Source organism: Streptomyces sp. NPDC015032, from assembly GCF_043080425.1.
In the GTDB taxonomy this organism is placed as follows: domain Bacteria; phylum Actinomycetota; class Actinomycetes; order Streptomycetales; family Streptomycetaceae; genus Streptomyces.
Window position 1 is genome coordinate 113944 of record NZ_JBIBVN010000022.1, and the last position, 23612, is coordinate 137555.

Sequence of the window (23612 nt, forward strand, 5' to 3'; positions counted from 1 at the left end):
CCGGCAGACGTCAGTCCTCGTCGCCCTCAGCGGAATCCTCAGACGGTGCCTGGTCCAGCACGCGCCCCTCGCCCGGAGCCAGACTGCCGAGAATGCGGTCAAGATCCTCCATCGATGCGAACTCGACGACGATCTTTCCCTTCTTCTGTCCGAGGTCGACCTTCACCCTGGTCTCGAAACGGTCCGAGAGCCGGGAAGCAAGATCGGACAACGCCGGTGACACCCGCCCGCCGGCCCGCGGCCCCTTGGCCTTTCCAGGGCTTGTGGGCCCGGAACCCATGAGGGTCACGATCTCCTCGACCGCACGCACCGAAAGTCCTTCGGCCACAATGCGATGAGCCAGCTTGTCCTGCTCCTCCGAGTCGTCCACGGACAACAGCGCCCGCGCATGACCGGCCGACAGCACCCCGGCCGCAACCCTGCGCTGTACCGGAGGCGAGAGCCTCAGCAGACGCAAGGTGTTGGACACCTGCGGTCGGGAACGCCCGATCCGGTCAGCCAGCTGGTCATGCGTGCACTTGAAGTCCTTGAGCAGCTGGTCGTACGCGGCCGCCTCCTCCAACGGATTCAGCTGAGCCCGGTGAAGGTTCTCCAGAAGTGCGTCCAGGAGCAGCTTCTCGTCGTCCGTGGCCCGGACGATGGCCGGGATCCGCTCCAGACCCGCCTCGCGGCACGCCCTCCAGCGCCGCTCACCCATGATGAGCTCGTAGCGCTCCGGCCCCGTCTTCCGCACGACAATGGGCTGGAGAAGACCCACCTCCTTGATGGAGGTCACCAACTCGGCAAGCGCGTCCTCGTCGAACACCTCACGGGGCTGACGCGGATTGGGCGTGATGGAGCCGAGAAGAATCTCGGCGAAGTATGCCCCGGTGGCTCCCACCGATACTGCTGCCGCCTCCGGCTCCGCAACCGGCGCACTCGGCTCCGGCACAACCGGAGCAGACGCGAGGCCCGCCACCTTCGCAGCAGCCACCCCACGGTCTGCTGTCAAGACCGGGCCTGCCCCGGAAGAGGCCGAGCCCATCCCCGTGGACGGCACCTGCTTCTCCTGCGGAGCGGCGGGGATCAGGGCACCCAGCCCACGCCCCAACCCTCTTCGACGCTCACTCACTGAATCCCCTCCGAAATGTTCTGCTGGCTGTTCCCACTGCCCGTGTGGGCATGCTGGGCCTCGTACTGCACCCCAACACCTCGCAGCGCGATCTCACGCGCCGCTTCGAGGTACGACAACGACCCACTCGAACCCGGGTCATAGGTCAGCACGGTCTGCCCGTAGCTCGGTGCCTCGGAAATCCGCACCGACCGCGGAATACTCGTCCGCAGGACCTCCTTACCGAAGTGGCTGCGCACCTCCTCCGCGACCTGCGAAGCGAGCCTGGTCCTGCCGTCGTACATGGTGAGCAGAATCGTCGACACATGGAGGTCGGGGTTGAGATGCCCCCGCACCAGGTCCACGTTGCGCAGCAGCTGCCCCAGTCCCTCCAGCGCGTAGTACTCGCACTGAATAGGGATCAGCACCTCGGCACCGGCGACCATGGCATTGACCGTCAGCAGACCGAGCGAAGGCGGGCAGTCGATCAGGATGTAATCCAAGGGCTGCTCATACGCCTGGATCGCCCGCTGCAGGCGGCTCTCCCGCGCCACCAGCGACACCAGCTCGATCTCCGCACCGGCGAGATCGATGGTGGCGGGGGCACAGAAGAGACCTTCGACATCCGGAACAGGCTGAACCACCTCGGAGAGCGGCCTGCTCTCCACCAGGACGTCATAGATGGAGGGGACTTCGGCATGGTGATCAATGCCCAGGGCCGTGGAGGCGTTCCCCTGCGGGTCGAGGTCGACCACCAGAACACGTGCGCCGTGAAGCGCGAGCGAGGCAGCAAGGTTGACCGTCGTGGTCGTCTTGCCCACCCCACCCTTCTGATTGGCCACCACCATGATGCGCGTCCGGTCAGGACGGGGCATGCCCTCGCCGGCGCGGCCGAGGGCCTCGACCGCCAGCTGGGCCGCACGACCGATGGGTGTGTCATCCATCGGCGGCGGTGTTTCACGTGAAACACCCTCCCCCGCCGATTCGGTTCGGGGACCGGGGACCGGATCGGTCATCGGTCCCGCGATGTTGGCGTCGGACCGCAAGGATTCACTCTCCTCGACTTCAGGCTCGCAATGAACAGAGCCTGCCATGCTTTCGGGGTCGTGAACCAGCGAGGCCCGCTCTTCTGTGGATGAATCCACTTCTGTGGACAACTCCATAGCCCTAACGGGGCTGCGATGCCGCGGCGCGGCAGCCACGCGGCCGCGGCTGATGATCCCATGCAGCAGAGAGCGACGTTTCACGTGAAACACGATGCCCCCGCAGCGTAGCTGCGGGGGCACGACACTCCGCATGGAGCACGTATGACTGCTTGCCGGGAACATCACCGCAGACGGCACAAACCGCATGTAGCGATCGATTCCGCAGCGTGACTGGATGTGTCAGCGACGACGCCTCGTACGGCTCGTCCGCGCGGCCTTGGCCCTCTTTGCGGCGAACCTCACACCGCCCGGACTCTCTCCGACCACTACACGCACCACCGTGGACATCGGATCGACGATGCCCTCTCCGACATGCAGCACCTCGGTCTCCACCACACCGAGCTTGCTCAAGGCCGCCCGTGCACCGACGACCTCCTCCTCGGCGGTGTCCCCCTTGAGCGCCAGCATCTCTCCGTACGGACGCAGCAGCGGAACACCCCAGCCGGCCAGCCGGTCGAGCGGAGCCACAGCCCGAGCCGTAACAACGTGAACCGGCTGAAGCGTCCCCAGGACCTCCTCGGCCCGACCACGCACGACCGTCACATGGTTCAGTCCCAACAGCTCGACGACTTCCTGAAGGAAATTCGTCCGCCGGAGCAAGGGCTCCAACAAGGTGATCTTGAGATCCGGACGCACCAACGCCAGCGGAATACCCGGAAGGCCCGCGCCGGAGCCCACATCGCAGACCGAGACGCCCTCGGGCACCACCTCGGAGAGCACCGCGCAGTTCAACAGGTGCCGCTCCCACAGCCGCGGCACCTCGCGCGGACCGATCAGCCCCCGCTTCACGCCGGCATCCGCCAGCAGTTCCGCGTACCGGACAGCCTCCGGGAAGAACTCGCCGAAAACCTCCCGCGCCCCTTCGGGCGCCTGGGGAAGCTCTACTTCCGCCGTCACGGGAACCGTCCTTCCGTACCGCACTGTGCGTGGCTGACTATCAGGCTGACAAAGATCGGCCCCGCCTGCGAACAGACGGGGCCGACGGAACAAGGGTCCGGTCAGGCCGGGAGAACGACGACGAAGCGCTGCGGCTCCTCGCCCTCGGACTCGCTGCGCAGACCAGCGGCCGCAACCGCATCGTGTACAACCTTGCGCTCGAACGGCGTCATCGGGTCCAGCTTCACCGGCTCACCGGTGCTCTTGACCTCGTTCGCGGCCTTGGCACCCAGCTCGGCCAGCTCGGCCCGCTTCTTGGCCCGGAACCCCGCGATGTCCAGCATCAGACGACTGCGGTCACCGGTCTCCCGGTGCACAGCGAGCCGCGTCAGCTCCTGGAGCGCCTCCAGCACCTCACCGTCGCGGCCCACGAGCTTCTGCAGATCACGCGCCGAGTCACTGATGATCGAGACCGCGGCCCGGTCCGCCTCGACATCCATGTCGATGTCACCGTCGAGGTCGGCGATGTCGAGCAGACCCTCGAGGTAGTCCGCTGCGATCTCGCCCTCCTGCTCAAGGCGGGTCAAGGTGTCGCTGCCCTCAGCGGCCGTGGAGGTGGTGCCTTCCGTCACGGATGGACTCCTTCTTACTTCTTGGACGGGTGCTTGGGCCGCTGCGGGCCCTTGCGCTGTCCGGACTTGGCTTGGCGTGAGGAGCCGGACGCGGGCTTGCCCGCCGGCTTGGGCTTTTCGTCCTGCGATGTGTCCCGCTTCTGCAGGGATGCCTCGGAACCCGACTCGGTGGAATCAGCATCCTTGGCCCCCGCCTGCTGCGCGGCACCGGTCTGACGCTGAGCCTTGGTCTGGCGCTTGGGCTGCTGACGCCGCTGCGCGGCTCCGCCCTCGGACTCGGCAAGAGCGGTCTCGCTCTTGATCACCGTGCCGTCCTCCTGGGCGGCGAACCCCAGCTTGGCCAGTCCCGTGATGAACTTCCGCTCGATGTCATTGCGGTCCGGGCCCTTGGACACGATCCGCTTGATCATGTTGCGCCGGGTCCTGCCGCGAACCTCACCATGCACGGTGACGCTCTTCAGCAGGCGTCCCAGGTACTGATCCTGCGCCTTGCTGCCCGGCGTCGGGTTCTGGTTGATCACGTACATCTGCTGACCCATGGTCCAGACGTTGGTGGTCAGCCAGTAGACGAGGACACCGACGGGGAAGTTGACACCCATGACGGCGAAGATCACCGGGAAGATGTACATCAGCATCTTCTGCTGCTGCATGTACGGCGTCTTGACCGTCAGGTCGACGTTCTTCGTCATCAGCTGGCGCTGGGTGAAGAACTGCGACGCCGACATCATCACGATCATGACGGCGGTGACGACCCGGACATCGGTCAGCGAGGCACCGAGCGCCCGGACCGTCGCTTCGCTGTCCATGAACTTGGCAGCAAGCGGAGCACCGAAGATGTGTGCCTGACGGGCGCTGTCGAGCAGCGACTGGTCGATGACACCGATCTTCTTGTTCGAGGCAATGGCCGACAGCACGTGATACAGGGCGAAGAAGAAGGGCGACTGCGCCAGGATGGGAAGGCACGAGGAGAGCGGGTTGGTACCCGTCTCCTTGTACAGCTTCATCATCTCTTCGGACTGACGCTGCTTGTCGCTCTTGTAGCGCTCCTGGATCGCCTTCATCTTCGGCTGGAGCACCTGCATGTTGCGGGTCGACTTGATCTGCTTGACGAAAAGCGGGATCAGGCAGATCCGGATCAGCACCACCAGGGACACGATGGACAGACCCCAGGCCCACCCCGTGTTGTCACCGAAGATCGCCCCGTACAACGTGTGGAACTGGACGATGACCCATGAAACGGGCCAGGTGATAAAGCTGAACAGACTGGCAATCGTGTCCACTAATCAGGCTCCTTGAGCATTGGGCGAAGTCTCTGCGGCCGGGCTCGGGGATTCAAAGGACGCTCCCCGAGAAGGCACATCAGCGGCGGAGTCCCCGCCCTTGCCACCGCGCATGGCATGACGCAGCAGTTCGTGCCAGCGCGGACGTTTGCGTGGTGGAACATGGTCCACGCCGCCGGGTGACCACGGATTGCATCGCAGGATGCGCCAAGCCGTCAGCGCGGTTCCCTTGATCGCTCCGTGCCGGTCGATCGCCGTATATCCATAGTGGGAACACGACGGGTAGTAACGGCAGACAGGCCCGAGAAGTGGGCTGATCGTCCACTGATAGAGCTTGATGAGAGCCAGCAGCGGGTACTTCATCGCGCGCCCCCTCCCAGCAGCCGTTGCAGTGCGGCGTCCAGGTCTCGGGCCAGCTGTTCATGGTCGGCGTCGCCCGCTCCGGGCAGCGCTCGTACGACAACCAGGCTACCGGGGGGCAGCAGGGCAAGCCGTTCGCGGACCAGGTGGCGAAGCCTGCGCTTCACCGCTGTGCGTACAACCGCTCCACCCACGGCTTTGCTGACAACGAAACCCGCACGCGGCGGGGGAGCAGTCTCCCCAGTCACGTGCGGGTCCGTTGCACCGCTGCGTAGATGAACGACGAGTAGCGGGCGGCCGGCCCGGCGTCCTCGACGTACTGCGGTCGCGAAGTCCTCGCGCCGCCTCAGCCGATTCTCGGTAGGCAGCACGTCATGACCTGTAAGCGATCAGGCGGACAGGTTGGCGCGACCCTTGCCACGGCGGGACGCGAGAATCGCGCGGCCGGCACGGGTGCGCATCCGCAGCCGGAAGCCGTGGGTCTTCGCGCGACGACGGTTGTTCGGCTGGAAGGTGCGCTTGCTCACTCGGGGGCTCCAGAAATGACTCGTGTGTTGGCGGGACATCGCCTGGCTGTCACCGTGCGCCCACGAGAGACTCGCGTAAACGCTCTAGTGCACCGCTTCACAATCACAGATCGTGATCTTTGCCCATCGGAGGCAGGCGGCAGCAGCCATCGACAACTCGACCTGGCCACGGTACGCGCGGCTACGCCATCCGGTCAAACCAGCCCTACCACGCCCCGCACTGTGCACAGGCTGTGGACAACGACTTGAACCACGCGGGTCGGCCTGACTACCGTGGCTGAACCCCGGTTCTTTTTCTTCCTGCCTGCCGGTCCTCACCCATCCCGAACCATCCCGTCCCGAGAACCACACATTCGTGGGACCAGCGAGAGAGCGTGCCTTGTGGCTGACGTACCTGCCGATCTTGCCGCAGTGTGGCCGCGAGTGCTGGAGCAACTCCTCGGGGAGGGCCAGCAGGGCATCGAACCGAAGGACAAGCAGTGGATCGAGCGCTGCCAGCCCCTCGCGCTGGTCGCCGACACGGCGCTGCTCGCCGTCCCCAATGAATGGGGCAAGCGCGTGCTGGAAGGCCGGCTCGCGCCGCTCATCAGCGAGACACTGAGCCGCGAATGCGGCCGCCCGATCCGCATCGCGATCACCGTCGACGACTCCGCGGGCGAACCTCCGAACCCGCCCGCCCCCCCGATGCACCAGTCCCCGCAGCCACAGCAGCACCGCTATCAGGGACCGCAGCACGATGAGCGTCAGCACAACGACGCGTACGACGGATACGGGCACCGGCCCTCGGACGACGGCATGCCGACCGCCCGGCCCGCCTACCCCGACTACCAGCAGCAGCGCCCCGACCCCGGTGCGTGGCCGCGCACCCAGGAGGATCTCTCCTGGCAGCAGCCCCGGCTCGGCGGATTCCAGGACCGCGACACCTCCGCGGACCAGTGGCGCGAGCCTTACACCGGCGGGCGTCCCCAGCAGCCGCAGCACGACTACCGGCCGCAGCCGCCCGAGCGCCAGAGTTACGAGCAGCAGCGCCCCGAGCGCCACGACATGCAGGATCCCCAGGCCCAGCACCGGCCCGGTGGTGCCGGCACCGGGCGGCCCGGCGGCGCCTCCGGGCCGATGGGCGCACAGCCCGCCCCCACGCCAGGGCCCGGCGAGCCGGCGGCCCGACTGAATCCGAAGTACCTCTTCGACACCTTCGTCATCGGCGCCTCCAACCGTTTCGCGCACGCCGCGGCGGTCGCGGTCGCCGAAGCACCCGCCAAGGCGTACAACCCGCTCTTCATCTACGGGGAATCCGGACTCGGCAAGACCCACCTCCTGCATGCCATCGGGCACTACGCGCGCAGCCTCTACCCGGGCACCCGGGTGCGGTACGTGAGCTCCGAGGAGTTCACCAACGAGTTCATCAACTCGATCCGCGACGGCAAGGGCGACACCTTCCGCAAGCGCTACCGCGACGTGGACATCCTGCTGGTCGACGACATCCAGTTCCTGGCGAGCAAGGAGTCGACGCAGGAGGAGTTCTTCCACACCTTCAATACGCTCCACAACGCCAACAAGCAGATCGTGCTGTCCTCGGACCGGCCGCCCAAGCAGCTGGTGACTCTGGAGGACCGGCTGCGGAACCGCTTCGAGTGGGGTCTGACCACCGATGTGCAGCCGCCGGAGCTGGAAACGCGGATCGCGATCCTCCGCAAGAAGGCGGTCCAGGAGCAGCTCAACGCCCCTCCGGAGGTGCTGGAGTTCATTGCCTCCCGTATCTCCCGGAACATCAGGGAGCTGGAGGGGGCGCTGATCCGGGTCACGGCCTTCGCCAGTCTCAACCGCCAGCCGGTCGACCTGGGGCTGACCGAGCACGTGCTGAAGGACCTGATCCCGGGAGGCGAGGACTCGGCTCCCGAGATCACGGCGACGGCCATCATGGCGGCGACCGCGGACTACTTCGGCCTGACGGTGGACGATCTCTGCGGAACCTCGCGCAGCCGGGTCCTGGTGACGGCCCGCCAGATTGCCATGTACCTCTGCCGGGAACTGACCGATCTCTCACTGCCCAAGATCGGGGCGCAGTTCGGCGGCCGCGACCATACGACGGTGATGCACGCGGACCGGAAGATCCGCGCGCTGATGGCGGAGCGGCGCTCCATCTACAACCAGGTCACCGAGCTCACCAACCGCATCAAGAACGGCTGACGGGGCGTCCGCGCTCCGTGCCGCAAGGGCGTCCGAGGAACCTTCACCGGGTTCCTCGGACGCCCTTCTCCATTGTCCGGAGCCTCTTCGGAGCCGCGAAGCCCGCTCCGATTCCCGTCCGGAGCCGCGAAGCACGCTCCGAAGCTCCGCCGGAGCCCTCTTCGAAACCCTGCCGCCCCATCCCAAGCCCCCTCCGAAGCCCTGCCACCCCTCCGAAAACCGTTCCGACGTCCCTCTGGGACCCGTTCCGACGCCCTTCGAAGCCTGCCTTCGAGCCTTCGGAGCGGTCGCGGTGTTCGAATACCTGCCGCCGGCCGTCCGTTCTCCACAGATCTGGGGAGATTTTCCCTTCCACAGCCTGGGGATCCGGAAGTTGTCCATATTGCTTCCACAGGGGCGACTGCCGATACTCCATCAGGCCAGGTCAAGGGCCTGGGGATTTGTGGTCAACAATGATCCACAGCCTGTGGACAAAGTATTCGTCCACAGGGGGCCGATGCTGTTGTCCACCGGCGGCCCACAGCCCGGCCCGTGTTGTCCCCAGCTTCCTCGCGCTTCTCCACACCTCTGTCCACTGTTCGGCAACGCGACGCCGCCTTTCACTGCGCCGAGTGAAAGGCGTCACACCGGGAGGGTTGGTTGAGCTGTGGGGAACCTGGGTAAAGCTGGGGACAGCCCTGGGGAGAAACCCCCCTGTCCTGTGTATCGGGTGTGCAGAACTTTCGTGTGTCCACAGAAGCGCCGGGTTGTCCACTGGTGCCGCCCACAGGGTCGGTGGACAAAAAACGAGGCCTGACCTGCGAAGACGACGTTATCCACGGTTTCCACAGGCCCTACTACTACTGCCACCTAGAGTTAGCCCGGAATCCGCTTCGAAGTGGGACCTGTGCACAACTCGGCGCCGGAGCGCTCCGGGCCTCTTGTCGCGACTTGACCCCGAGCAGCACCGAGTGTCGGTGCCGTACGTCAGACTGGACCCCGGCGTCCTCCCGCTGTCATCGGTGGGAGACCCGATCAGACGACGAAGGCCAGCAGGGCGAGCGAGCAACAGCAGGAGGCGGTTCCGGTGAAGATCCGGGTGGAGCGCGATGTACTCGCGGAGGCTGTGGCCTGGGTGGCCCGTAGCCTCCCGGCCCGTCCGCCGGCGCCCGTTCTTGCGGGCCTTCTGCTGAAGGCTGAGGACGGCGCCCTCAGCTTCTCCAGCTTCGATTACGAGGTCTCGGCCCGGGTCTCGGTGGACGCGGAGGTCGAGGAGGACGGCATGGTGCTGGTCTCCGGCCGCCTGCTCGCCGACATCTGCCGCGCTCTTCCCAACCGGCCGGTGGAGATTTCCACAGACGGTGTACGGGCGACCGTGGTCTGCGGCTCCTCGCGATTCACACTCCACACCCTTCCTGTGGAGGAGTACCCGGCGCTGCCGGAGATGCCGACCGCGACCGGCACGGTTCCCGGTGAGGTCTTCGCCTCGGCCGCCGCCCAGGTCGCCATCGCCGCCGGCCGTGACGACACGCTGCCGGTCCTGACCGGTGTCCGTATCGAGATCGAGGGCGAGACCGTCACCCTGGCCTCCACCGACCGCTACCGCTTCGCGGTCCGCGAGTTCCTCTGGAAGCCGGAGAACCCGGATGCCTCGGCCGTCGCCCTGGTGCCCGCCAAGACCCTGCTGGACACCGCCAAGGCCCTGACCAGCGGTGACACGGTGACCTTGGCGCTGTCCGGATCGGGCGCCGGCGAGGGGCTGATCGGTTTCGAGGGAGCGGGCCGGCGCACGACCACGCGACTGCTCGAAGGTGATCTGCCGAAGTACCGCACGCTGTTCCCCACCGAGTTCAACTCGGTCGCGGTCATCGAGACCGCTCCGTTCGTCGAGGCCGTCAAGCGTGTGGCCCTCGTAGCCGAGCGGAACACTCCGGTGCGGCTCAGCTTCGAGCAGGGTGTGCTGATCCTGGAGGCGGGTTCCAGCGACGACGCACAGGCTGTGGAGCGGGTCGACGCGGTGCTGGAGGGCGACGACATCTCGATCGCCTTCAACCCGACCTTCCTGCTGGACGGCCTGAGCGCGATCGACTCCCCGGTCGCCCAGCTTTCCTTCACGACGTCCACCAAGCCCGCACTGCTCAGCGGTCGTCCGGCCGTGGATGCCGAGGCGGACGAGGCGTACAAGTACCTGATCATGCCGGTGCGCCTCTCCGGCTGATCCGGCTTCCGTCCCGCATCGGCAGCTTCCGACGGGCACGCTCGGCGCCGAGCATGCCCGTCGGTCTGTCCCCGGCCGGGCGTAGGCTCGGCTGTGGGTACGAATCGGCACAACGCTTAAGGAATCTCTGATGGAGCTCGGTCTCGTCGGCCTCGGCAAGATGGGCGGCAACATGCGCGAGCGCATCCGCCGCGCAGGCCACACCGTCATCGGTTACGACCGGAACCCGGATGTCTCCGATGTCCACAGCCTCGAAGAGCTCGTGGGCAAGCTGAAGGGACCCCGGGTCGTCTGGGTGATGGTGCCGGCCGGTGCCCCGACCCAGGCCACCATCGACGAGCTGGCCGGCCTCCTCTCGCCCGGTGACATCGTCGTGGACGGCGGGAATTCCCGCTGGACGGACGACGAGAAGCACGCGGTCGAGCTGGGAATCAAGGGCATCGGCTTTGTGGACTGCGGTGTCTCCGGCGGTGTCTGGGGCCTGGAGAACGGCTACGCGCTGATGTACGGCGGCGACGCCGGGAACGTGGCGAAGGTCCAGCCGGTCTTCGACGCGCTGAAGCCCGAGGGCGACTTCGGTTCCGTCCACGCGGGCAAGGTCGGCGCCGGCCACTTCGCGAAGATGGTCCACAACGGCATCGAGTACGCCATGATGCAGGCCTACGCCGAAGGCTGGGAGCTCCTGGAGAAGGTCGACTCCGTCACCGATGTGCGCGAGGTCTTCCGCTCCTGGCAGGAGGGCACGGTCATCCGTTCCTGGCTGCTCGACCTGGCGGTCAACGCGCTCGACGACGACGAGCACCTCGACAAGCTCCGTGGCTTCGCCGCCGACTCCGGAGAGGGCCGCTGGACGGTGGAGGCCGCGATCGACAACGCGGTGCCGCTGCCCGCGATCACGGCGTCGCTCTTCGCGCGTTTCGCCTCGCGGCAGGACGACTCCCCGCAGATGAAGATGATCGCCGCGCTGCGCAATCAGTTCGGTGGCCACGCGGTCGAGAACAAGAAGTAGAACGAGAAGTAGCCGCGACGAGGAGCGGGCCGGACCAGGGCGTCCGACCCGCACCACGGAGCAGGAAGCCGGGAAGGTCGGCGCACACCCATGCATGTCACGCATCTCTCGCTGGCCGACTTCCGCTCGTACGCCCGGGTCGAGGTACCTCTCGATCCGGGCGTCACCGCTTTTGTGGGGGCCAACGGTCAGGGCAAGACGAATCTGGTGGAGGCCGTCGGCTACCTTGCGACGCTCGGCAGCCACCGGGTCTCCTCGGATGCGCCGCTGGTGCGGATGGGTGCGGACCGTGCTGTCGTCCGGGCCGCTGTCACGCAGGGCGAGCGTTCACAGCTGGTCGAGCTGGAGCTCAATCCGGGCAGGGCGAATCGGGCCCGGATCAATAGGTCGTCGCAGGTCAGGCCGCGTGATGTGCTGGGGATCGTGCGTACGGTGCTGTTCGCGCCGGAGGATCTGGCGCTGGTCAAGGGGGATCCCGGAGAGCGTCGGCGCTTTCTCGACGAGCTGATCACGGCGCGTTCGCCGCGGATGGCGGGAGTGCGTTCGGACTACGAGCGGGTGCTGAAGCAGCGCAACACCCTGCTGAAGTCGGCGGCGATGGCGCGCAGGCACGGCGGCCGGTCGATGGATCTGTCCACGCTCGATGTGTGGGACCAGCATCTGGGCCGGGTCGGTGCGGAGCTGCTGGCGCAGCGGCTGGACCTGATCGCCGCTCTGCAGCCGCTGGCCGACAAGGCGTACGGGGATGTGGCGCCGGGTGGTGGTCCGGTGGCGTTGGAGTACCGGAGTTCGGTCGGTGCGGGGGTGGCTGCGGCGCACGGCCGTGAGGAGCTGTACGAGCAGCTGATCGCGGCTCTGGCGGATGCCCGCAAGCAGGAGATCGAGCGGGGGGTGACACTGGTCGGTCCGCACCGTGATGATCTGCTGCTGGGGCTGCGGGGCATGCCGGCCAAGGGGTACGCGAGCCATGGTGAGTCCTGGTCGTACGCGTTGGCGCTGCGGCTGGCCTCGTACGATCTGCTGCGCAGCGAGGGCAATGAGCCGGTGCTGGTGCTGGACGACGTCTTCGCGGAGCTGGATGCGCGTCGTCGTGAGCGGCTGGCGGAGTTGGTGGCTCCGGGTGAGCAGGTGCTGGTGACGGCGGCGGTGGACGACGATGTTCCGGGGGTTCTGGCGGGGACGCGGTACGCGGTCTCCGCGGGTGAGGTGGAGCGGCTGTGAGCGGCCGTGGCGAGGTGTCCGGGGTTTCCGGGGAGCCGTCTCAGGGGCCTTCGGGGGAAGGGAAGCGGCCGGAGCCGTCGGGCGTGGATCTGGCCAGGGTGGCGTTGCGTGCGGCGAAGGAGCAGGCGCGTGCGCGTGGTGCGGCGGCGCAGCAGAAGAAGCAGGCCAGGCGGGGTGGTGGGCTGCGTTCCGGGGCACGGGCGGATGGGCGGGATCCGTTGCCGCTGGGTGCTGCGATCAATCGTCTGATCACTGAGCGTGGCTGGGAGACGCCTGCCGCGGTGGGTGGGGTGATGGGGCGCTGGCCGCAGATCGTGGGTGAAGATCTGGCGAATCACTGTGTTCCGCTGCGGTACGACGAGGATCCGGACGAGCGGGTGCTGACGGTGCAGTGCGATTCGACGGCGTGGGCGACGCAGCTGCGGTTGCTGGCGCCTCAGCTGGTGGCCCGGCTGAACGCGGATCTGGGGCACGGCACGGTGAGGCTGATCAAGGTGTTGGGGCCGGGGGGGCCGCAGCGCAGGTTCGGTCCGCTGCGGGCGCCGGGGAGCACCGGGCCTGGCGATACATACGGCTGACGCTTCTGAGCTGGGCTTTTCTCTTCTTGGGGAGAATGGGGCCGGGTTCCGGATGGGCCCGGAGCTCTGCGCTGCCCTCTCGGAACTACTGTCCGGCGCGTCCGTTTTGTTCGTGTATATGGCGATTGAGGCCGGGTGTGGGGAGTGGGGTGTCCCTCACGGTAGCGAGAGCTTGACAGGCCGAAGCGCTCAACGCCCGCTTGGACGTCTTGGGGGCCCTTCCTGAATATGGGGAGTCGTCAGGCGCTGGTTCAGGGCGGCACATGCGTACTCAGGTACCCGCAAACCCCCATTCGTGTCAGTGCTACCGGTAGACTGGTGAACAATCCCGCATACCTGCGGGAGTCGTCGATACAAGCCGAACGACGCAGCCGCTCCCGTTTGCCCGGAGAACGGCCTGTGCTGTGCCAGAAAGGGCGCTTCGTGGCCGATTCCGGCAACCCCAACGAGAACATTCCGTCTACACCCGGTGAGAGCGGCGAGGTGATCGCCTCGGCCGAGGCATCCGCTTCCGGCGAGGTCACCCCCTCGTACGACGCCAGCGCGATCACCGTCCTCGAGGGCCTGGACGCGGTCCGCAAGCGACCTGGCATGTACATCGGCTCGACCGGTGAGCGTGGCCTCCACCACCTCGTACAAGAGGTTGTCGACAACTCGGTCGACGAGGCGATGGCAGGTCACGCGGACACGATCGACGTCACGATCCTCGCCGACGGCGGGGTCCGTGTGATCGACAACGGCCGAGGCATCCCGGTCGGCATCGTGCCGTCGGAGAAGAAGCCCGCGGTCGAGGTCGTGCTGACGGTGCTGCACGCCGGCGGCAAGTTCGGCGGCGGCGGCTACGCCGTCTCCGGCGGTCTGCACGGCGTCGGTGTCTCCGTGGTCAACGCGCTGTCGTCGCGGCTCTCGGTCGAGGTCCGGACGGACGGTTACCGCTGGACCCAGGACTACAAGCTCGGTGTGCCCACCGCTCCGCTGGCCCGCAACGAGGCCACCGACGAGACGGGGACGTCCGTCACCTTCTGGGCCGACGGGGACATCTTCGAGACCACCGAGTACTCCTTCGAGACCCTGTCGCGCCGCTTCCAGGAGATGGCGTTCCTCAACAAGGGCCTGACGATCAAGCTCACCGACGAGCGCGAGTCGGCGAAGGCTACGGCGGGCGCGGATGTCGCCGAGGTGGCCGAGGTCGCCGAGGAGCAGCAGGCCCGTACGGTCACGTACCACTACGAGGGCGGCATCGTCGACTTCGTGAAGTACCTCAACTCCCGCAAGGGCGATGTCATTCACCAGTCGGTGATCGACATCGATGCCGAGGACAAGGAGCGACTCCTCTCGGCCGAGATCGCGATGCAGTGGAACACGCAGTACAGCGAGGGTGTGTACTCCTTCGCCAACACGATCCACACGCATGAGGGCGGTACGCACGAGGAAGGCTTCCGCGCCGCGTTGACCACGCTGGTCAACAAGTACGCGCGCGAGAAGAAGCTGCTGCGCGAGAAGGACGACAACCTCACGGGTGACGACATCCGCGAGGGTCTGACGGCGATCATCTCGGTGAAGCTGGGCGAGCCGCAGTTCGAGGGCCAGACGAAGACCAAGCTGGGCAACACGGAGGCGAAGACCTTCGTCCAGAAGGTCGTCCACGAGCAGTTGACGGACTGGTTCGACCGCAATCCCAATGAGGCGGCCGACATCATCCGCAAGGGCATCGCGGCGGCCACGGCCCGGGTCGCGGCCCGCAAGGCGCGTGATCTGACCCGTCGCAAGGGGCTGCTGGAGAGCGCCTCGCTGCCGGGCAAGCTGAGCGACTGCCAGTCCAACGACCCGACGAAGTGCGAGATCTTCATCGTCGAGGGTGACTCCGCCGGTGGTTCGGCGAAGTCCGGCCGTAACCCGATGTACCAGGCGATCCTGCCGATCCGCGGCAAGATCCTGAACGTCGAGAAGGCCCGGGTCGACAAGATCCTGCAGAACACCGAGGTCCAGGCGCTGATTTCGGCCTTCGGTACCGGAGTCCACGAGGACTTCGACATCGAGAAGCTCCGCTATCACAAGATCATTCTGATGGCGGACGCCGACGTCGACGGTCAGCACATCAACACCCTGCTGCTGACGTTCCTCTTCCGCTTCATGCGTCCGCTGGTCGAGGCCGGGCACGTCTACCTCTCCCGCCCGCCGCTCTACAAGATCAAGTGGGGCCGGGACGACTTCGAGTACGCGTACTCGGACCGTGAGCGCGATGCTCTGGTCGAGCTGGGCAAGCAGAACGGCAAGCGCATCAAGGAAGACTCGATCCAGCGCTTCAAGGGCCTCGGCGAGATGAACGCCGAGGAGCTGCGCGTCACCACGATGGACGTCGACCACCGGGTTCTCGGCCAGGTCACGCTGGACGACGCGGCGCAGGCCGACGACCTCTTCTCGGTGCTGATGGGCGAGGACGTCGAGGCGCGGCGCTCGTTCATCCAGCGCAACGCCAAGGACGTCCGCTTCCTCGACATCTGAGCCGGCCGTGCCAGCAAGCCGCCGCTCGAAAGGACTTTGACCAGCAATGGCCGACGAGAACACCTCTGTGACACCTGAAGAGGAGCCCAGCACCGCCGGTGTGGGCATGCGTGTCGAGCCCGTGGGGCTCGAGACGGAGATGCAGCGCTCCTACCTCGACTACGCGATGTCCGTGATCGTCTCGCGTGCGCTGCCGGACGTACGGGACGGTCTCAAGCCCGTGCACCGTCGGGTGCTGTACGCGATGTACGACGGCGGCTACCGGCCCGAGAAGGGCTTCTACAAGTGCGCCCGTGTCGTCGGTGACGTCATGGGTACGTACCACCCGCACGGCGACTCGTCGATCTACGACGCACTGGTGCGACTGGCACAGCCGTGGTCGATGCGCATGCCGCTGGTGGACTCCAACGGCAACTTCGGTTCTCCGGGCAACGACCCGGCCGCAGCCATGCGGTACACCGAGTGCAAGATGATGCCGCTGTCCATGGAGATGGTCCGGGACATCGACGAGGAGACCGTCGACTTCCAGGACAACTACGACGGCCGCAACCAGGAGCCGACGGTTCTGCCGGCGCGCTTCCCCAATCTGCTGGTCAACGGGTCCGCGGGGATCGCGGTCGGTATGGCGACCAACATTCCGCCGCACAACCTGCGTGAGGTCGCGGCCGGTGCCCAGTGGTACCTGGAGCACCCGGAGGCCTCGCAGGAGGAGCTCCTGGACGCGCTGATGGAGCGGATCAAGGGACCGGACTTCCCGACGGGCGCGCTCGTCGTGGGCCGCAAGGGCATCGAGGAGGCGTACCGCACCGGCCGTGGCTCGATCACGATGCGTGCGGTCGTCGCGGTCGAGGAGATCCAGAACCGGCAGTGCCTGGTCGTCACGGAGCTGCCGTACCAGACCAACCCGGACAACCTCGCGCAGAAGATCGCCGACCTGGTGAAGGACGGCAAGATCGGCGGGATCGCGGACGTCCGTGACGAGACCTCCTCGCGGACGGGCCAGCGTCTGGTCGTCGTGCTGAAGCGGGACGCGGTCGCCAAGGTCGTGCTGAACAACCTGTACAAGCACACCGATCTGCAGACCAACTTCGGCGCCAACATGCTGGCGCTGGTCGACGGTGTGCCGCGCACCCTCTCCATCGACGCGTTTATCCGCCACTGGGTGACGCACCAGATCGAGGTCATCGTCCGGCGCACGAAGTTCCGTCTGCGCAAGGCGGAGGAACGGGCCCACATCCTGCGTGGCCTGCTCAAGGCGCTGGACGCGATCGACGAGGTCATCGCCCTCATCCGGCGCAGCCAGACCGTCGAGGTGGCGCGTGAGGGCCTGATGGGCCTGCTGGAGATCGACGAGATCCAGGCGAACGCGATCCTGGAGATGCAGCTGCGCCGGCTGGCCGCACTGGAGCACCAGAAGATCACGGCCGAGCACGACGAGCTCCAGGCGAAGATCAACGAGTACAACGCGATCCTGGTGTCGCCGGAGCGTCAGCGGCAGATCGTCAGTGAGGAACTGGGCGCGATCGTCGAGAAGTTCGGCGACGACCGGCGTTCCAAGCTGGTGCCCTTCGACGGTGACATGTCCATCGAGGACCTGATCGCCGAGGAGGACATCGTCGTCACGATCTCGCGCGGCGGCTATGTGAAGCGTACGAAGACGGACGACTACCGCTCGCAGAAGCGCGGCGGCAAGGGCGTGCGCGGCACGAAGCTGAAGGAAGACGACATCGTCGACCACTTCTTCGTGTCGACGACGCACCACTGGCTGCTGTTCTTCACGAACAAGGGCCGGGTGTACCGGGCGAAGGCGTACGAGCTCCCGGACGCCGGCCGTGACGCCCGTGGCCAGCACGTCGCCAACCTGCTGGCCTTCCAGCCGGACGAGCGGATCGCGCAGATCCTGGCGATCCGTGATTACGAGGCCGCGCCGTATCTGATCCTGGCCACGAAGGGCGGTCTTGTGAAGAAGACCGCGCTGAAGGACTACGATTCGCCGCGGTCCGGTGGGGTCATCGCCATCAACCTCCGGGAGACGGCGGGCGGTGCCGACGGCACCGCCGACGAGCTGATCGGTGCGGAGCTGGTGTCGGCCGAGGACGACCTGCTGCTCATCAGCAAGAAGGCCCAGTCGATCAGGTTCACTGCGACGGACGATGCGCTGCGCCCGATGGGCCGTGCCACTTCGGGCGTTAAGGGCATGAGTTTCCGCGAAGGCGACGAACTGCTCTCGATGAATGTTGTCCGGCCGGGTACGTTCGTGTTCACTGCCACCGACGGTGGGTACGCGAAGCGGACTCCCGTCGACGAGTACCGCGTTCAGGGTCGTGGCGGCCTGGGCATCAAGGCCGCCAAGATCGTGGAGGACCGGGGCTCGCTGGTCGGCGCGCTGGTGGTCGAGGAGACGGATGAGATCCTCGCCATCACGCTCGGCGGTGGTGTGATTCGTACACGAGTCAATGAAATCAGGGAGACGGGCCGTGACACCATGGGCGTCCAACTGATCAATCTGGGCAAGCGCGATGCCGTCGTCGGTATCGCCCGCAACGCCGAAGCCGGCCGTGAGGCCGAAGAGGTCGAGGGGTCCGAGGACGCCGAGACCGCGACGGCGGAAGCTGCCGAGAGCACGGTTGAGGGCAATGCCGAGGGCACGTCGCCGTCGGCAGGGGAGCACGAGGAGTAGAGCGTGAGTGGATCCACGGGCGCCGGTTCGGCCGCTTCCGGAGCTGGAGCGAGCGGTGCCCGTGGCCCTGCCACGGACTCCCAAGGGGGCACTGTGACGGACACCCGGGGGCCTCAGCCCCAGTACGAGGGTTACGCGACCGGGCCGTTGCCCGGTGAGCGCGAGCCCGCACCGGGGCAGGCGAGCGGGCCGTACCACCCGCCGCAGGCATACCCCTCGCCCGCGGGCGGGACCCAGGGCGGCCGGCCGCACGGCACGCAGGGTGGTGCGCAAGGCGTCGGCGCCACGCAGGCGGCCCGGCTGCCGCGGACAGGGGCGCGGACGACTCCGCGTACCCGCAAGGCCCGTCTGCGGGTGGCCAAGGCCGACCCGTGGTCGGTGATGAAGGTGAGCTTCCTGCTCTCCATCGCGCTCGGTATCTGCACGGTGGTGGCGGCGGCGGTGCTGTGGATGGTGATGGACGCGATGGGCGTCTTCTCCGCCGTCGGCGGCACGATCAGCGAGGCCACCGGCTCGAACGACAGCAACGGCTTCGATCTTCAGTCGTTCCTGTCGCTGCCGCGGGTCCTCATCTTCACCTCGGTCATCGCGGTGATCGACGTGGTGCTGGCGACCGCGCTGGCGACGCTGGGCTCCTTCATCTACAACCTCTCGGCGGGCTTCGTGGGCGGTATCGAGCTCACGCTGGCCGAGGACGAGTAGGGCTCGGAGTATCGATTTTGGGACTGGCCCCGACGTGCGCTAATCTTCAGAAGTCAGCGCACAGCGCGGCGGGGCTATAGCTCAGTTGGTTAGAGCGCATCCCTGATAAGGATGAGGCCACAGGTTCAAATCCTGTTAGCCCCACCAGCACGAAGGCCCCTCACCGGAAACGGTGGGGGGCCTTTGACATCTACGGCTGACATCAGCCGATCAACGGATCTTCCAGAAGTTCCGCGAGCATCGCCACGGCTTCCCGTTCCCCGTCGCCCACCACGTGGGTGTAGACATCCATCGTCATGCTGATCTGGCTGTGCCGCAGGATCGCCTGCGCGACCTTGGGGTGCACCTTCAGGAAGGCCAGCAGAGTGCCGCAGGTGTGCCGAGCGAGCCGCACCGTGATCCGGCGGACCCCGGACCGCTTCACGAGCGCGTTGAAGCTTCGGGAGAAGCCCACGGGGTCGATCATCCCGCCCCGCTCCGATGAAAAGATCAGGTCTTGGTCCGGCTCCTGGCTCCAGTCGTCGCCCACGATCCTCCGCTCCAGGTCTTGGAGCTCCCGGCGCTCCTTCAAGGCACGGGCGCAGAACTCGGGCAGCGGCAGCACGGCGTGTGAGGACTCCGTCTTGAGATCCTTGAGCACCAGGCCGACGCCCTTGACCCGCTGCACCTGCTTGAGCGGAGTGAACTGACGCTGATCAAAATCGATGTCCTGCCAGCGCAGCCCCAGCACCTCACTGCGACGCAGGCCGAGGACGAGCACCAGGACGCAGGCCGCGTAGAGCCGGTGCGCCCGAGCTGAGCGCAGGAACGTGATGGCCTCCCGGGCGTTCCAAGGCTTGACTTCCTTCTTGGTCACCTTGGGCATGTCCACCAGCTCGGCGACGTTTCGCGTCAGGAGTTCTTCTCGAACGGCCCGGTTCAACGCATTCCGCAGAACCCGCAGCACCTCGAAGCGCGCGGCTGGCGGAACCTCCATGCGCTTCAGCTCGGCCATGAACGAGCGAAGCTGAGCCGGGGTGAGTCGGACAAGCGGCTTCTTACCAAGGTGTGGCACCAGGTACAGCCGAACCTTGGACTCGTACTTCACGTATGTGTTGTGCTCCCGGTTGGGCTTCACGATGTGCTCAAGCCAGTAGGCCAGCCACTCACCGAGCGCCCAGGACCGCGAGGGCACTGGTACCCCGTTGCGCTCCTGATCCTGGAGCTTGCCCAGCTTCTCGGCTGCTTCGTCGTACGTCGAGCCGTAGACGAACTTCCGGACCCGGTGTCCGTCCGTGTTGGTGACGTAGGCGGCGCCCTGGTAGCGCCCGTCCTTCCGCTTGGTGATGGTTCCCCCACCGTTAGGGCGACGCTTGGCCATCAGGCTGCCTCCTCAAGGCGGGACGCGAGGAACGTGCGCAATCCGTCAGCCGGGATGCGGCGGCTGGAGCCGATCGTCAGCGAGGGCAGGCGGCGTGTGCGGATCAGGTCGTAGACGGTGGTCCGGCCGACCTTGAGCCGGGCCATCACCTCAGGCACCGTCAGCAGCTCGTCAGACATCCCAGTCACCTCCGTCGAGTGCTTCGAGTTCGTTCCGTGCGTCGCGTGCGGTTACGCGGTTGGTGTGGATGTCGCGGGCGATGGTGGCGGCGAGCCAGGATTCGCCGGGTGTGTGGCCGTGTCCGGCGTAGGTCCAGTGGGCGAGGGTCAGGGTGGAGCCCTCCGGGGCGTCGTCGGGGTCGGGCAGGCCGCGTTCGTGGCGTTCCTGGCGGGCGCGGTAGTCGGCGCGGATCTGGCGGAGGGCGCCGAGGGTGGTGGAGTAGGCGCGGGATTTGGTGGAGAAGTGGCCGCGGAAGCCGAGCATGTGGGCCCACTGCCAGAGCTTGCGGTCCGGGTACGCCTCGTCCAGGTCGAAGCAGGCTTCGATCAGGTGGCGGGCCTGGGCGGGCAGGTCGGTGAGTTTGTCGAGTTCGGCGAGTTCGCCAATGCGCCGGTCGACGGTGCCGGTGGTCTCGGCCGCTTTGGTGGCGTACTTGGCGACGTAGGAGGCCACGGCCTGTTCGGTCAGGTCGTCGTTCGCGCTGTCCGCGCCGATCGGGCGAACATCCACCTGGGCGCCCCAGTGCAGCTCCCGTGCCGGGTGGTCCCCGGAGGCCGGGACGGGCACGGCGACGCGGGCGGCAGCCGCCTGGATCGCATCGGCCAGCAGGACCGTGCTGGCCCAGGCCGGTGGGGCGGTGTCCGGCCCGTCGGGGCCGTCGAGGCGCACGATGGCGTGGAAGTGGACCGCGCCCCTTTTCTGGAACTCCGCGACCTTCCCGAAGGAGACCCGGCACACCTCGGCCGCCGCCGTCTGGGAGAGGCTCGCGCGGGCGGCGATCTCACGGCGCAGGTAGATCGTGAAGCGCCGCCATAGGTCCCCGGCGTGGTTGTTCCACAGCACCGCCCCCGCGTAGTCGTACGTGGCCGGGTTCAGGGCCGTGCCCAGGAGCGGGGAGGTTTCGGGGTGGTCGGTGCCGCACCGGCAGACACCGCGGGTGGGCCGGTTGTGGACCGGGCCGAACGAAGGGGCGGTCAGGGTCGCGAACACCTTGGGGTGCGTGCGCACCGTGAGGGGGGTGCCCTTGGACTCGTCGCCGGTCAGCCCGGCCCGGATCAGGTGGAAGGTGTCCCCGGCGTAGGTCCAGGCGCAGGAAGGGCAGCGGGAGGCGCGTCGGTTCCCGCAGGCCACACGCAACCGTCCGCCGGGTTCGCCTTGAGTGCTGTAGGAGTAGAGCACCTGCCCCGTCTTCGCATCGCGGGTGGTGGTCATGCCTTCCAGGTGGATGGGGTCGGAGCAGCCGCCGGTTCGGCGTACTTGTTCCTGCCACCGGTCGAAGCCGGGGCTGTTGGCGACGCGTAAGAGGTCGGCCAGCGTCAGGGGGTCGGTGCCCACGGCCGCAGCAGTACCAGCCACGGCCGCAGGCTCGACGGGGAAGGTCGTCATGCGGCGACCTCGACCGGGATGTTGCCGACCAGCGAGGTCAGGCGCTCGATGTGTGCGGCGTGCCGGGCCCTGGCCTGGTCGCTCACGCCCTTGGTGCCGATCGAGGCGGCCGTGTACTCCATGAGGCCGGAGCCGCCGCAGTCCTCGAAGTAGACGGAGCGGGACTCTTCTCCGGCCCAGCCCCTACCGGCGCACGAGTCGCAGTCATCCCAGGGGTTCGCGGTCAGGAAGTGCAGGCACTCGGCGGGGTCCGGGCACCGCGTCTCGCAGCACGCCGGGCAGGAACGGGCATTGACCATCCGGGCAGGGGCGGGCCGGACCGGCTCCGGGATGGTGAGAACGACGGAGACGTTCACGGGCTGCGAGGTGACGAGCGTTGCAGGCATGATGGGTGCTCCCTCTATGGGACGGGGAGCGGCTGACTGCTTGGCCGTAGGTGGCCGCTCCCTGGCTTCTGGACTAGACACCAAGGTAGCGGTGGCCTAGGCCACTGTCCAGTAGTCCAGGGCATGAAAAAGGGGCGGAGTTCACCGCCCCTCGTTCAGTCGTTCCTTTTGCCGCGACTTAGCCAGCAATGTCGTAGTCGTACGAAGACCAGCGATCCGCAACGGCGATGGACTGCCCATACTCCACAACATCGCCCTCCGTGTCGTAGATCCAATTCCGACCAGCCAGCACAGGTCCGCCCTCTTCCAGGCCCAGCAACTCTGCGTCGCCCGCCGTCGCCTTGCGAGCGGCCATCTGGTCGCGACCATTGGCGAACTTCCGCCCCGTCTGCGCCTCGATGTATGCCGGGGTGCCCTCCCGCAGCCGCTCCGCCACCAGCAACTTCGGCGCCGCCTGCTCAAGCTCTCCAGCAAACCAGGACGTCGAAGCGGAGACCGGGACGTCATCACGGAATGTCACCCGCTGACGACGAATGACCGACGCGCCTACCTCAAGACCAAGCGCCGCCGCAACTTCCTCGGGGGCGTCAACGACCTCAGCCGCAACGATCTTGGCTCGCTCGTTCGGCGGATAGATGCGGCCAGTCCGCCTCATCGACGCAACACGGTCACGTGCGGAATGCCCAGCATCAGCCTGCTTCCGAACCACCGTGCCGACGCCCTGAATCGACTCAACGAGTCCTTCTGAACGCAGGGCTGCGAGAACCTTCGTAGCGGTAGCGCGAGAAACTGACCAGTCGGCGCTGATCTGACGCTCAGACGGGACAGCCTCACCCACTCCGAGTGAACCGTCATCGATCTGCGCCCGAATCGACTGGAGAATTTGCAGGTACGGCGGCAGCGGCCGTTCGATCTGCGGTGCCATGATCCCTCCTGGAGTAGTGACCTAACCCCCTCAGCCTTTAGACAGTGAGGTCGTGGCCTAGGCCACTGGCTACCTTAGCGCGTATCTCGCCCACGTGAAGCGTCGCTCGCTGGGTGAGACGTACCCCACTCAACCCGGGACTCGTTACGGATTTCTCTACCTCATCAAGCCCCACCCTTCGGGCGGGGAGGGGGGAAGAGCAGGGGGTTCCTCCTTGCTGTGCGGCAGACCGCTGCATCCGGAACCATCGGGCTTGAGGGCACCCACGGCGAAAGACACGAGCC

At 66.8% G+C, this 23612-nt stretch carries 21 protein-coding genes and 1 tRNA gene; 9 read left to right on the plus strand and 13 right to left on the minus strand.

What is annotated here, in order from left to right; all coding sequences use genetic code 11:
- Window positions 1-10: 10 nt before the first annotated feature.
- The 8 genes from ACF08M_RS27010 to rpmH form a co-directional block, all read right to left on the minus strand.
- Window positions 11-1111: a ParB/RepB/Spo0J family partition protein gene (locus tag ACF08M_RS27010; protein WP_392187853.1), complete on the minus strand. Its 1101-nt coding sequence runs from the start codon at window positions 1109-1111 to the stop codon at window positions 11-13.
- Complete coding sequence (locus tag ACF08M_RS27015) at window positions 1108-2184, minus strand: ParA family protein (protein WP_392187873.1); 1077 nt, start codon at window positions 2182-2184, stop codon at window positions 1108-1110. Before ACF08M_RS27015 ends, ACF08M_RS27010 begins: the two co-directional genes overlap by 4 nt.
- A 291-nt stretch (window positions 2185-2475) precedes the next feature.
- Window positions 2476-3192, minus strand: a complete 717-nt coding sequence (rsmG, locus tag ACF08M_RS27020; RefSeq protein WP_392187854.1) for a 16S rRNA (guanine(527)-N(7))-methyltransferase RsmG — start codon at window positions 3190-3192, stop codon at window positions 2476-2478.
- 101 nt (window positions 3193-3293) lie between these two features.
- Window positions 3294-3803, minus strand: coding sequence for a R3H domain-containing nucleic acid-binding protein (locus ACF08M_RS27025; protein WP_351783406.1), 510 nt, complete (start codon window positions 3801-3803; stop codon window positions 3294-3296).
- A gap of 14 nt (window positions 3804-3817) precedes the next feature.
- Complete coding sequence (gene yidC, locus ACF08M_RS27030; protein WP_392187855.1) at window positions 3818-5083, minus strand: membrane protein insertase YidC; 1266 nt, start codon at window positions 5081-5083, stop codon at window positions 3818-3820.
- Window positions 5084-5086: 3 nt separating this feature from the next.
- Window positions 5087-5446, minus strand: coding sequence for a membrane protein insertion efficiency factor YidD (gene yidD, locus ACF08M_RS27035; RefSeq protein ID WP_392187856.1), 360 nt, complete (start codon window positions 5444-5446; stop codon window positions 5087-5089).
- Window positions 5443-5814 carry a ribonuclease P protein component gene (rnpA, locus tag ACF08M_RS27040; protein ID WP_073733243.1) on the minus strand — a complete coding sequence of 124 codons (372 nt, stop codon included), beginning with the start codon at window positions 5812-5814 and terminating at the stop codon, window positions 5443-5445. Before rnpA ends, yidD begins: the two co-directional genes overlap by 4 nt.
- Before the next feature lie 18 nt (window positions 5815-5832).
- A complete protein-coding gene (rpmH, locus tag ACF08M_RS27045; RefSeq protein WP_030930485.1) occupies window positions 5833-5970 on the minus strand; it encodes a 50S ribosomal protein L34 in 138 nt (45 codons plus the stop codon).
- A gap of 381 nt (window positions 5971-6351) precedes the next feature.
- Here rpmH and dnaA point away from each other — a divergent pair, with 381 nt between their 5' ends.
- From dnaA to ACF08M_RS27090, 9 genes are all read left to right on the plus strand, one after another.
- Window positions 6352-8160 carry a chromosomal replication initiator protein DnaA gene (gene dnaA / locus ACF08M_RS27050; RefSeq protein WP_392187857.1) on the plus strand — a complete coding sequence of 603 codons (1809 nt, stop codon included), beginning with the start codon at window positions 6352-6354 and terminating at the stop codon, window positions 8158-8160.
- A 1066-nt stretch (window positions 8161-9226) separates the two neighbouring features.
- Window positions 9227-10357 (plus strand): DNA polymerase III subunit beta, encoded by a 1131-nt coding sequence (gene dnaN / locus ACF08M_RS27055; RefSeq protein WP_392187858.1) that lies wholly within the window; start codon window positions 9227-9229, stop codon window positions 10355-10357.
- A 130-nt stretch (window positions 10358-10487) separates the two neighbouring features.
- A complete protein-coding gene (gene gnd, locus ACF08M_RS27060; protein ID WP_392187859.1) occupies window positions 10488-11366 on the plus strand; it encodes a phosphogluconate dehydrogenase (NAD(+)-dependent, decarboxylating) in 879 nt (292 codons plus the stop codon).
- Between the two features lie 90 nt (window positions 11367-11456).
- Window positions 11457-12587 carry a DNA replication/repair protein RecF gene (gene recF / locus ACF08M_RS27065; protein ID WP_392187860.1) on the plus strand — a complete coding sequence of 377 codons (1131 nt, stop codon included), beginning with the start codon at window positions 11457-11459 and terminating at the stop codon, window positions 12585-12587.
- A 14-nt stretch (window positions 12588-12601) separates the two neighbouring features.
- Window positions 12602-13165, plus strand: a complete 564-nt coding sequence (locus ACF08M_RS27070) for a DUF721 domain-containing protein (protein ID WP_392187874.1) — start codon at window positions 12602-12604, stop codon at window positions 13163-13165.
- Between the two features lie 399 nt (window positions 13166-13564).
- Entirely contained in the window at window positions 13565-15670 is a 2106-nt protein-coding gene (gyrB, locus tag ACF08M_RS27075; protein ID WP_392187861.1) for a DNA topoisomerase (ATP-hydrolyzing) subunit B, read from the plus strand.
- A 46-nt stretch (window positions 15671-15716) separates the two neighbouring features.
- Window positions 15717-18350, plus strand: a complete 2634-nt coding sequence (gene gyrA / locus ACF08M_RS27080; RefSeq protein ID WP_392187862.1) for a DNA gyrase subunit A — start codon at window positions 15717-15719, stop codon at window positions 18348-18350.
- Between the two features lie 93 nt (window positions 18351-18443).
- The gene (locus ACF08M_RS27085) at window positions 18444-19052 is read left to right on the plus strand and encodes a DUF3566 domain-containing protein (RefSeq protein ID WP_392187863.1); all 609 of its coding nucleotides are present in this window, start codon (window positions 18444-18446) and stop codon (window positions 19050-19052) included.
- Window positions 19053-19122: 70 nt separating this feature from the next.
- Window positions 19123-19199, plus strand: a tRNA-Ile gene (locus ACF08M_RS27090).
- A 55-nt stretch (window positions 19200-19254) separates the two neighbouring features.
- Here the strand turns inward: ACF08M_RS27090 and ACF08M_RS27095 are convergent.
- From ACF08M_RS27095 to ACF08M_RS27115, 5 genes are all read right to left on the minus strand, one after another.
- Window positions 19255-20412, minus strand: coding sequence for a tyrosine-type recombinase/integrase (locus ACF08M_RS27095; RefSeq protein WP_392187864.1), 1158 nt, complete (start codon window positions 20410-20412; stop codon window positions 19255-19257).
- Complete coding sequence (locus ACF08M_RS27100; protein ID WP_356751605.1) at window positions 20412-20591, minus strand: helix-turn-helix domain-containing protein; 180 nt, start codon at window positions 20589-20591, stop codon at window positions 20412-20414. Before ACF08M_RS27100 ends, ACF08M_RS27095 begins: the two co-directional genes overlap by 1 nt.
- On the minus strand, window positions 20584-22017 hold the full coding sequence (repSA, locus tag ACF08M_RS27105) for a replication initiator protein RepSA (protein WP_392187865.1): 1434 nt from the start codon (window positions 22015-22017) through the stop codon (window positions 20584-20586). Before repSA ends, ACF08M_RS27100 begins: the two co-directional genes overlap by 8 nt.
- A complete protein-coding gene (locus ACF08M_RS27110) occupies window positions 22014-22403 on the minus strand; it encodes a hypothetical protein (RefSeq protein WP_392187866.1) in 390 nt (129 codons plus the stop codon). Before ACF08M_RS27110 ends, repSA begins: the two co-directional genes overlap by 4 nt.
- A gap of 178 nt (window positions 22404-22581) precedes the next feature.
- A complete protein-coding gene (locus ACF08M_RS27115; RefSeq protein WP_392187867.1) occupies window positions 22582-23328 on the minus strand; it encodes a GntR family transcriptional regulator in 747 nt (248 codons plus the stop codon).
- Window positions 23329-23612: the final 284 nt, after the last annotated feature.

Excerpts from the sequence above, each read along its gene's own strand:
- yidD (WP_392187856.1), bottom strand. The coding sequence starts at position 5,446 with ATGAAGTACCCGCTGCTGGCTCTCATCAAGCTCTATCAGTGGACGATC.
- gyrA (WP_392187862.1), top strand. The coding sequence starts at position 15,717 with ATGGCCGACGAGAACACCTCTGTGACACCTGAAGAGGAGCCCAGCACC.
- ACF08M_RS27015 (WP_392187873.1), bottom strand. The coding sequence starts at position 2,184 with ATGGCAGGCTCTGTTCATTGCGAGCCTGAAGTCGAGGAGAGTGAATCC.
- ACF08M_RS27095 (WP_392187864.1), bottom strand. The coding sequence starts at position 20,412 with ATGGCCAAGCGTCGCCCTAACGGTGGGGGAACCATCACCAAGCGGAAG.
- ACF08M_RS27110 (WP_392187866.1), bottom strand. The coding sequence starts at position 22,403 with ATGCCTGCAACGCTCGTCACCTCGCAGCCCGTGAACGTCTCCGTCGTT.
- recF (WP_392187860.1), top strand. The coding sequence starts at position 11,457 with ATGCATGTCACGCATCTCTCGCTGGCCGACTTCCGCTCGTACGCCCGG.
- ACF08M_RS27115 (WP_392187867.1), bottom strand. The coding sequence starts at position 23,328 with ATGGCACCGCAGATCGAACGGCCGCTGCCGCCGTACCTGCAAATTCTC.
- repSA (WP_392187865.1), bottom strand. The coding sequence starts at position 22,017 with ATGACGACCTTCCCCGTCGAGCCTGCGGCCGTGGCTGGTACTGCTGCG.
- gnd (WP_392187859.1), top strand. The coding sequence starts at position 10,488 with ATGGAGCTCGGTCTCGTCGGCCTCGGCAAGATGGGCGGCAACATGCGC.
- ACF08M_RS27100 (WP_356751605.1), bottom strand. The coding sequence starts at position 20,591 with ATGTCTGACGAGCTGCTGACGGTGCCTGAGGTGATGGCCCGGCTCAAG.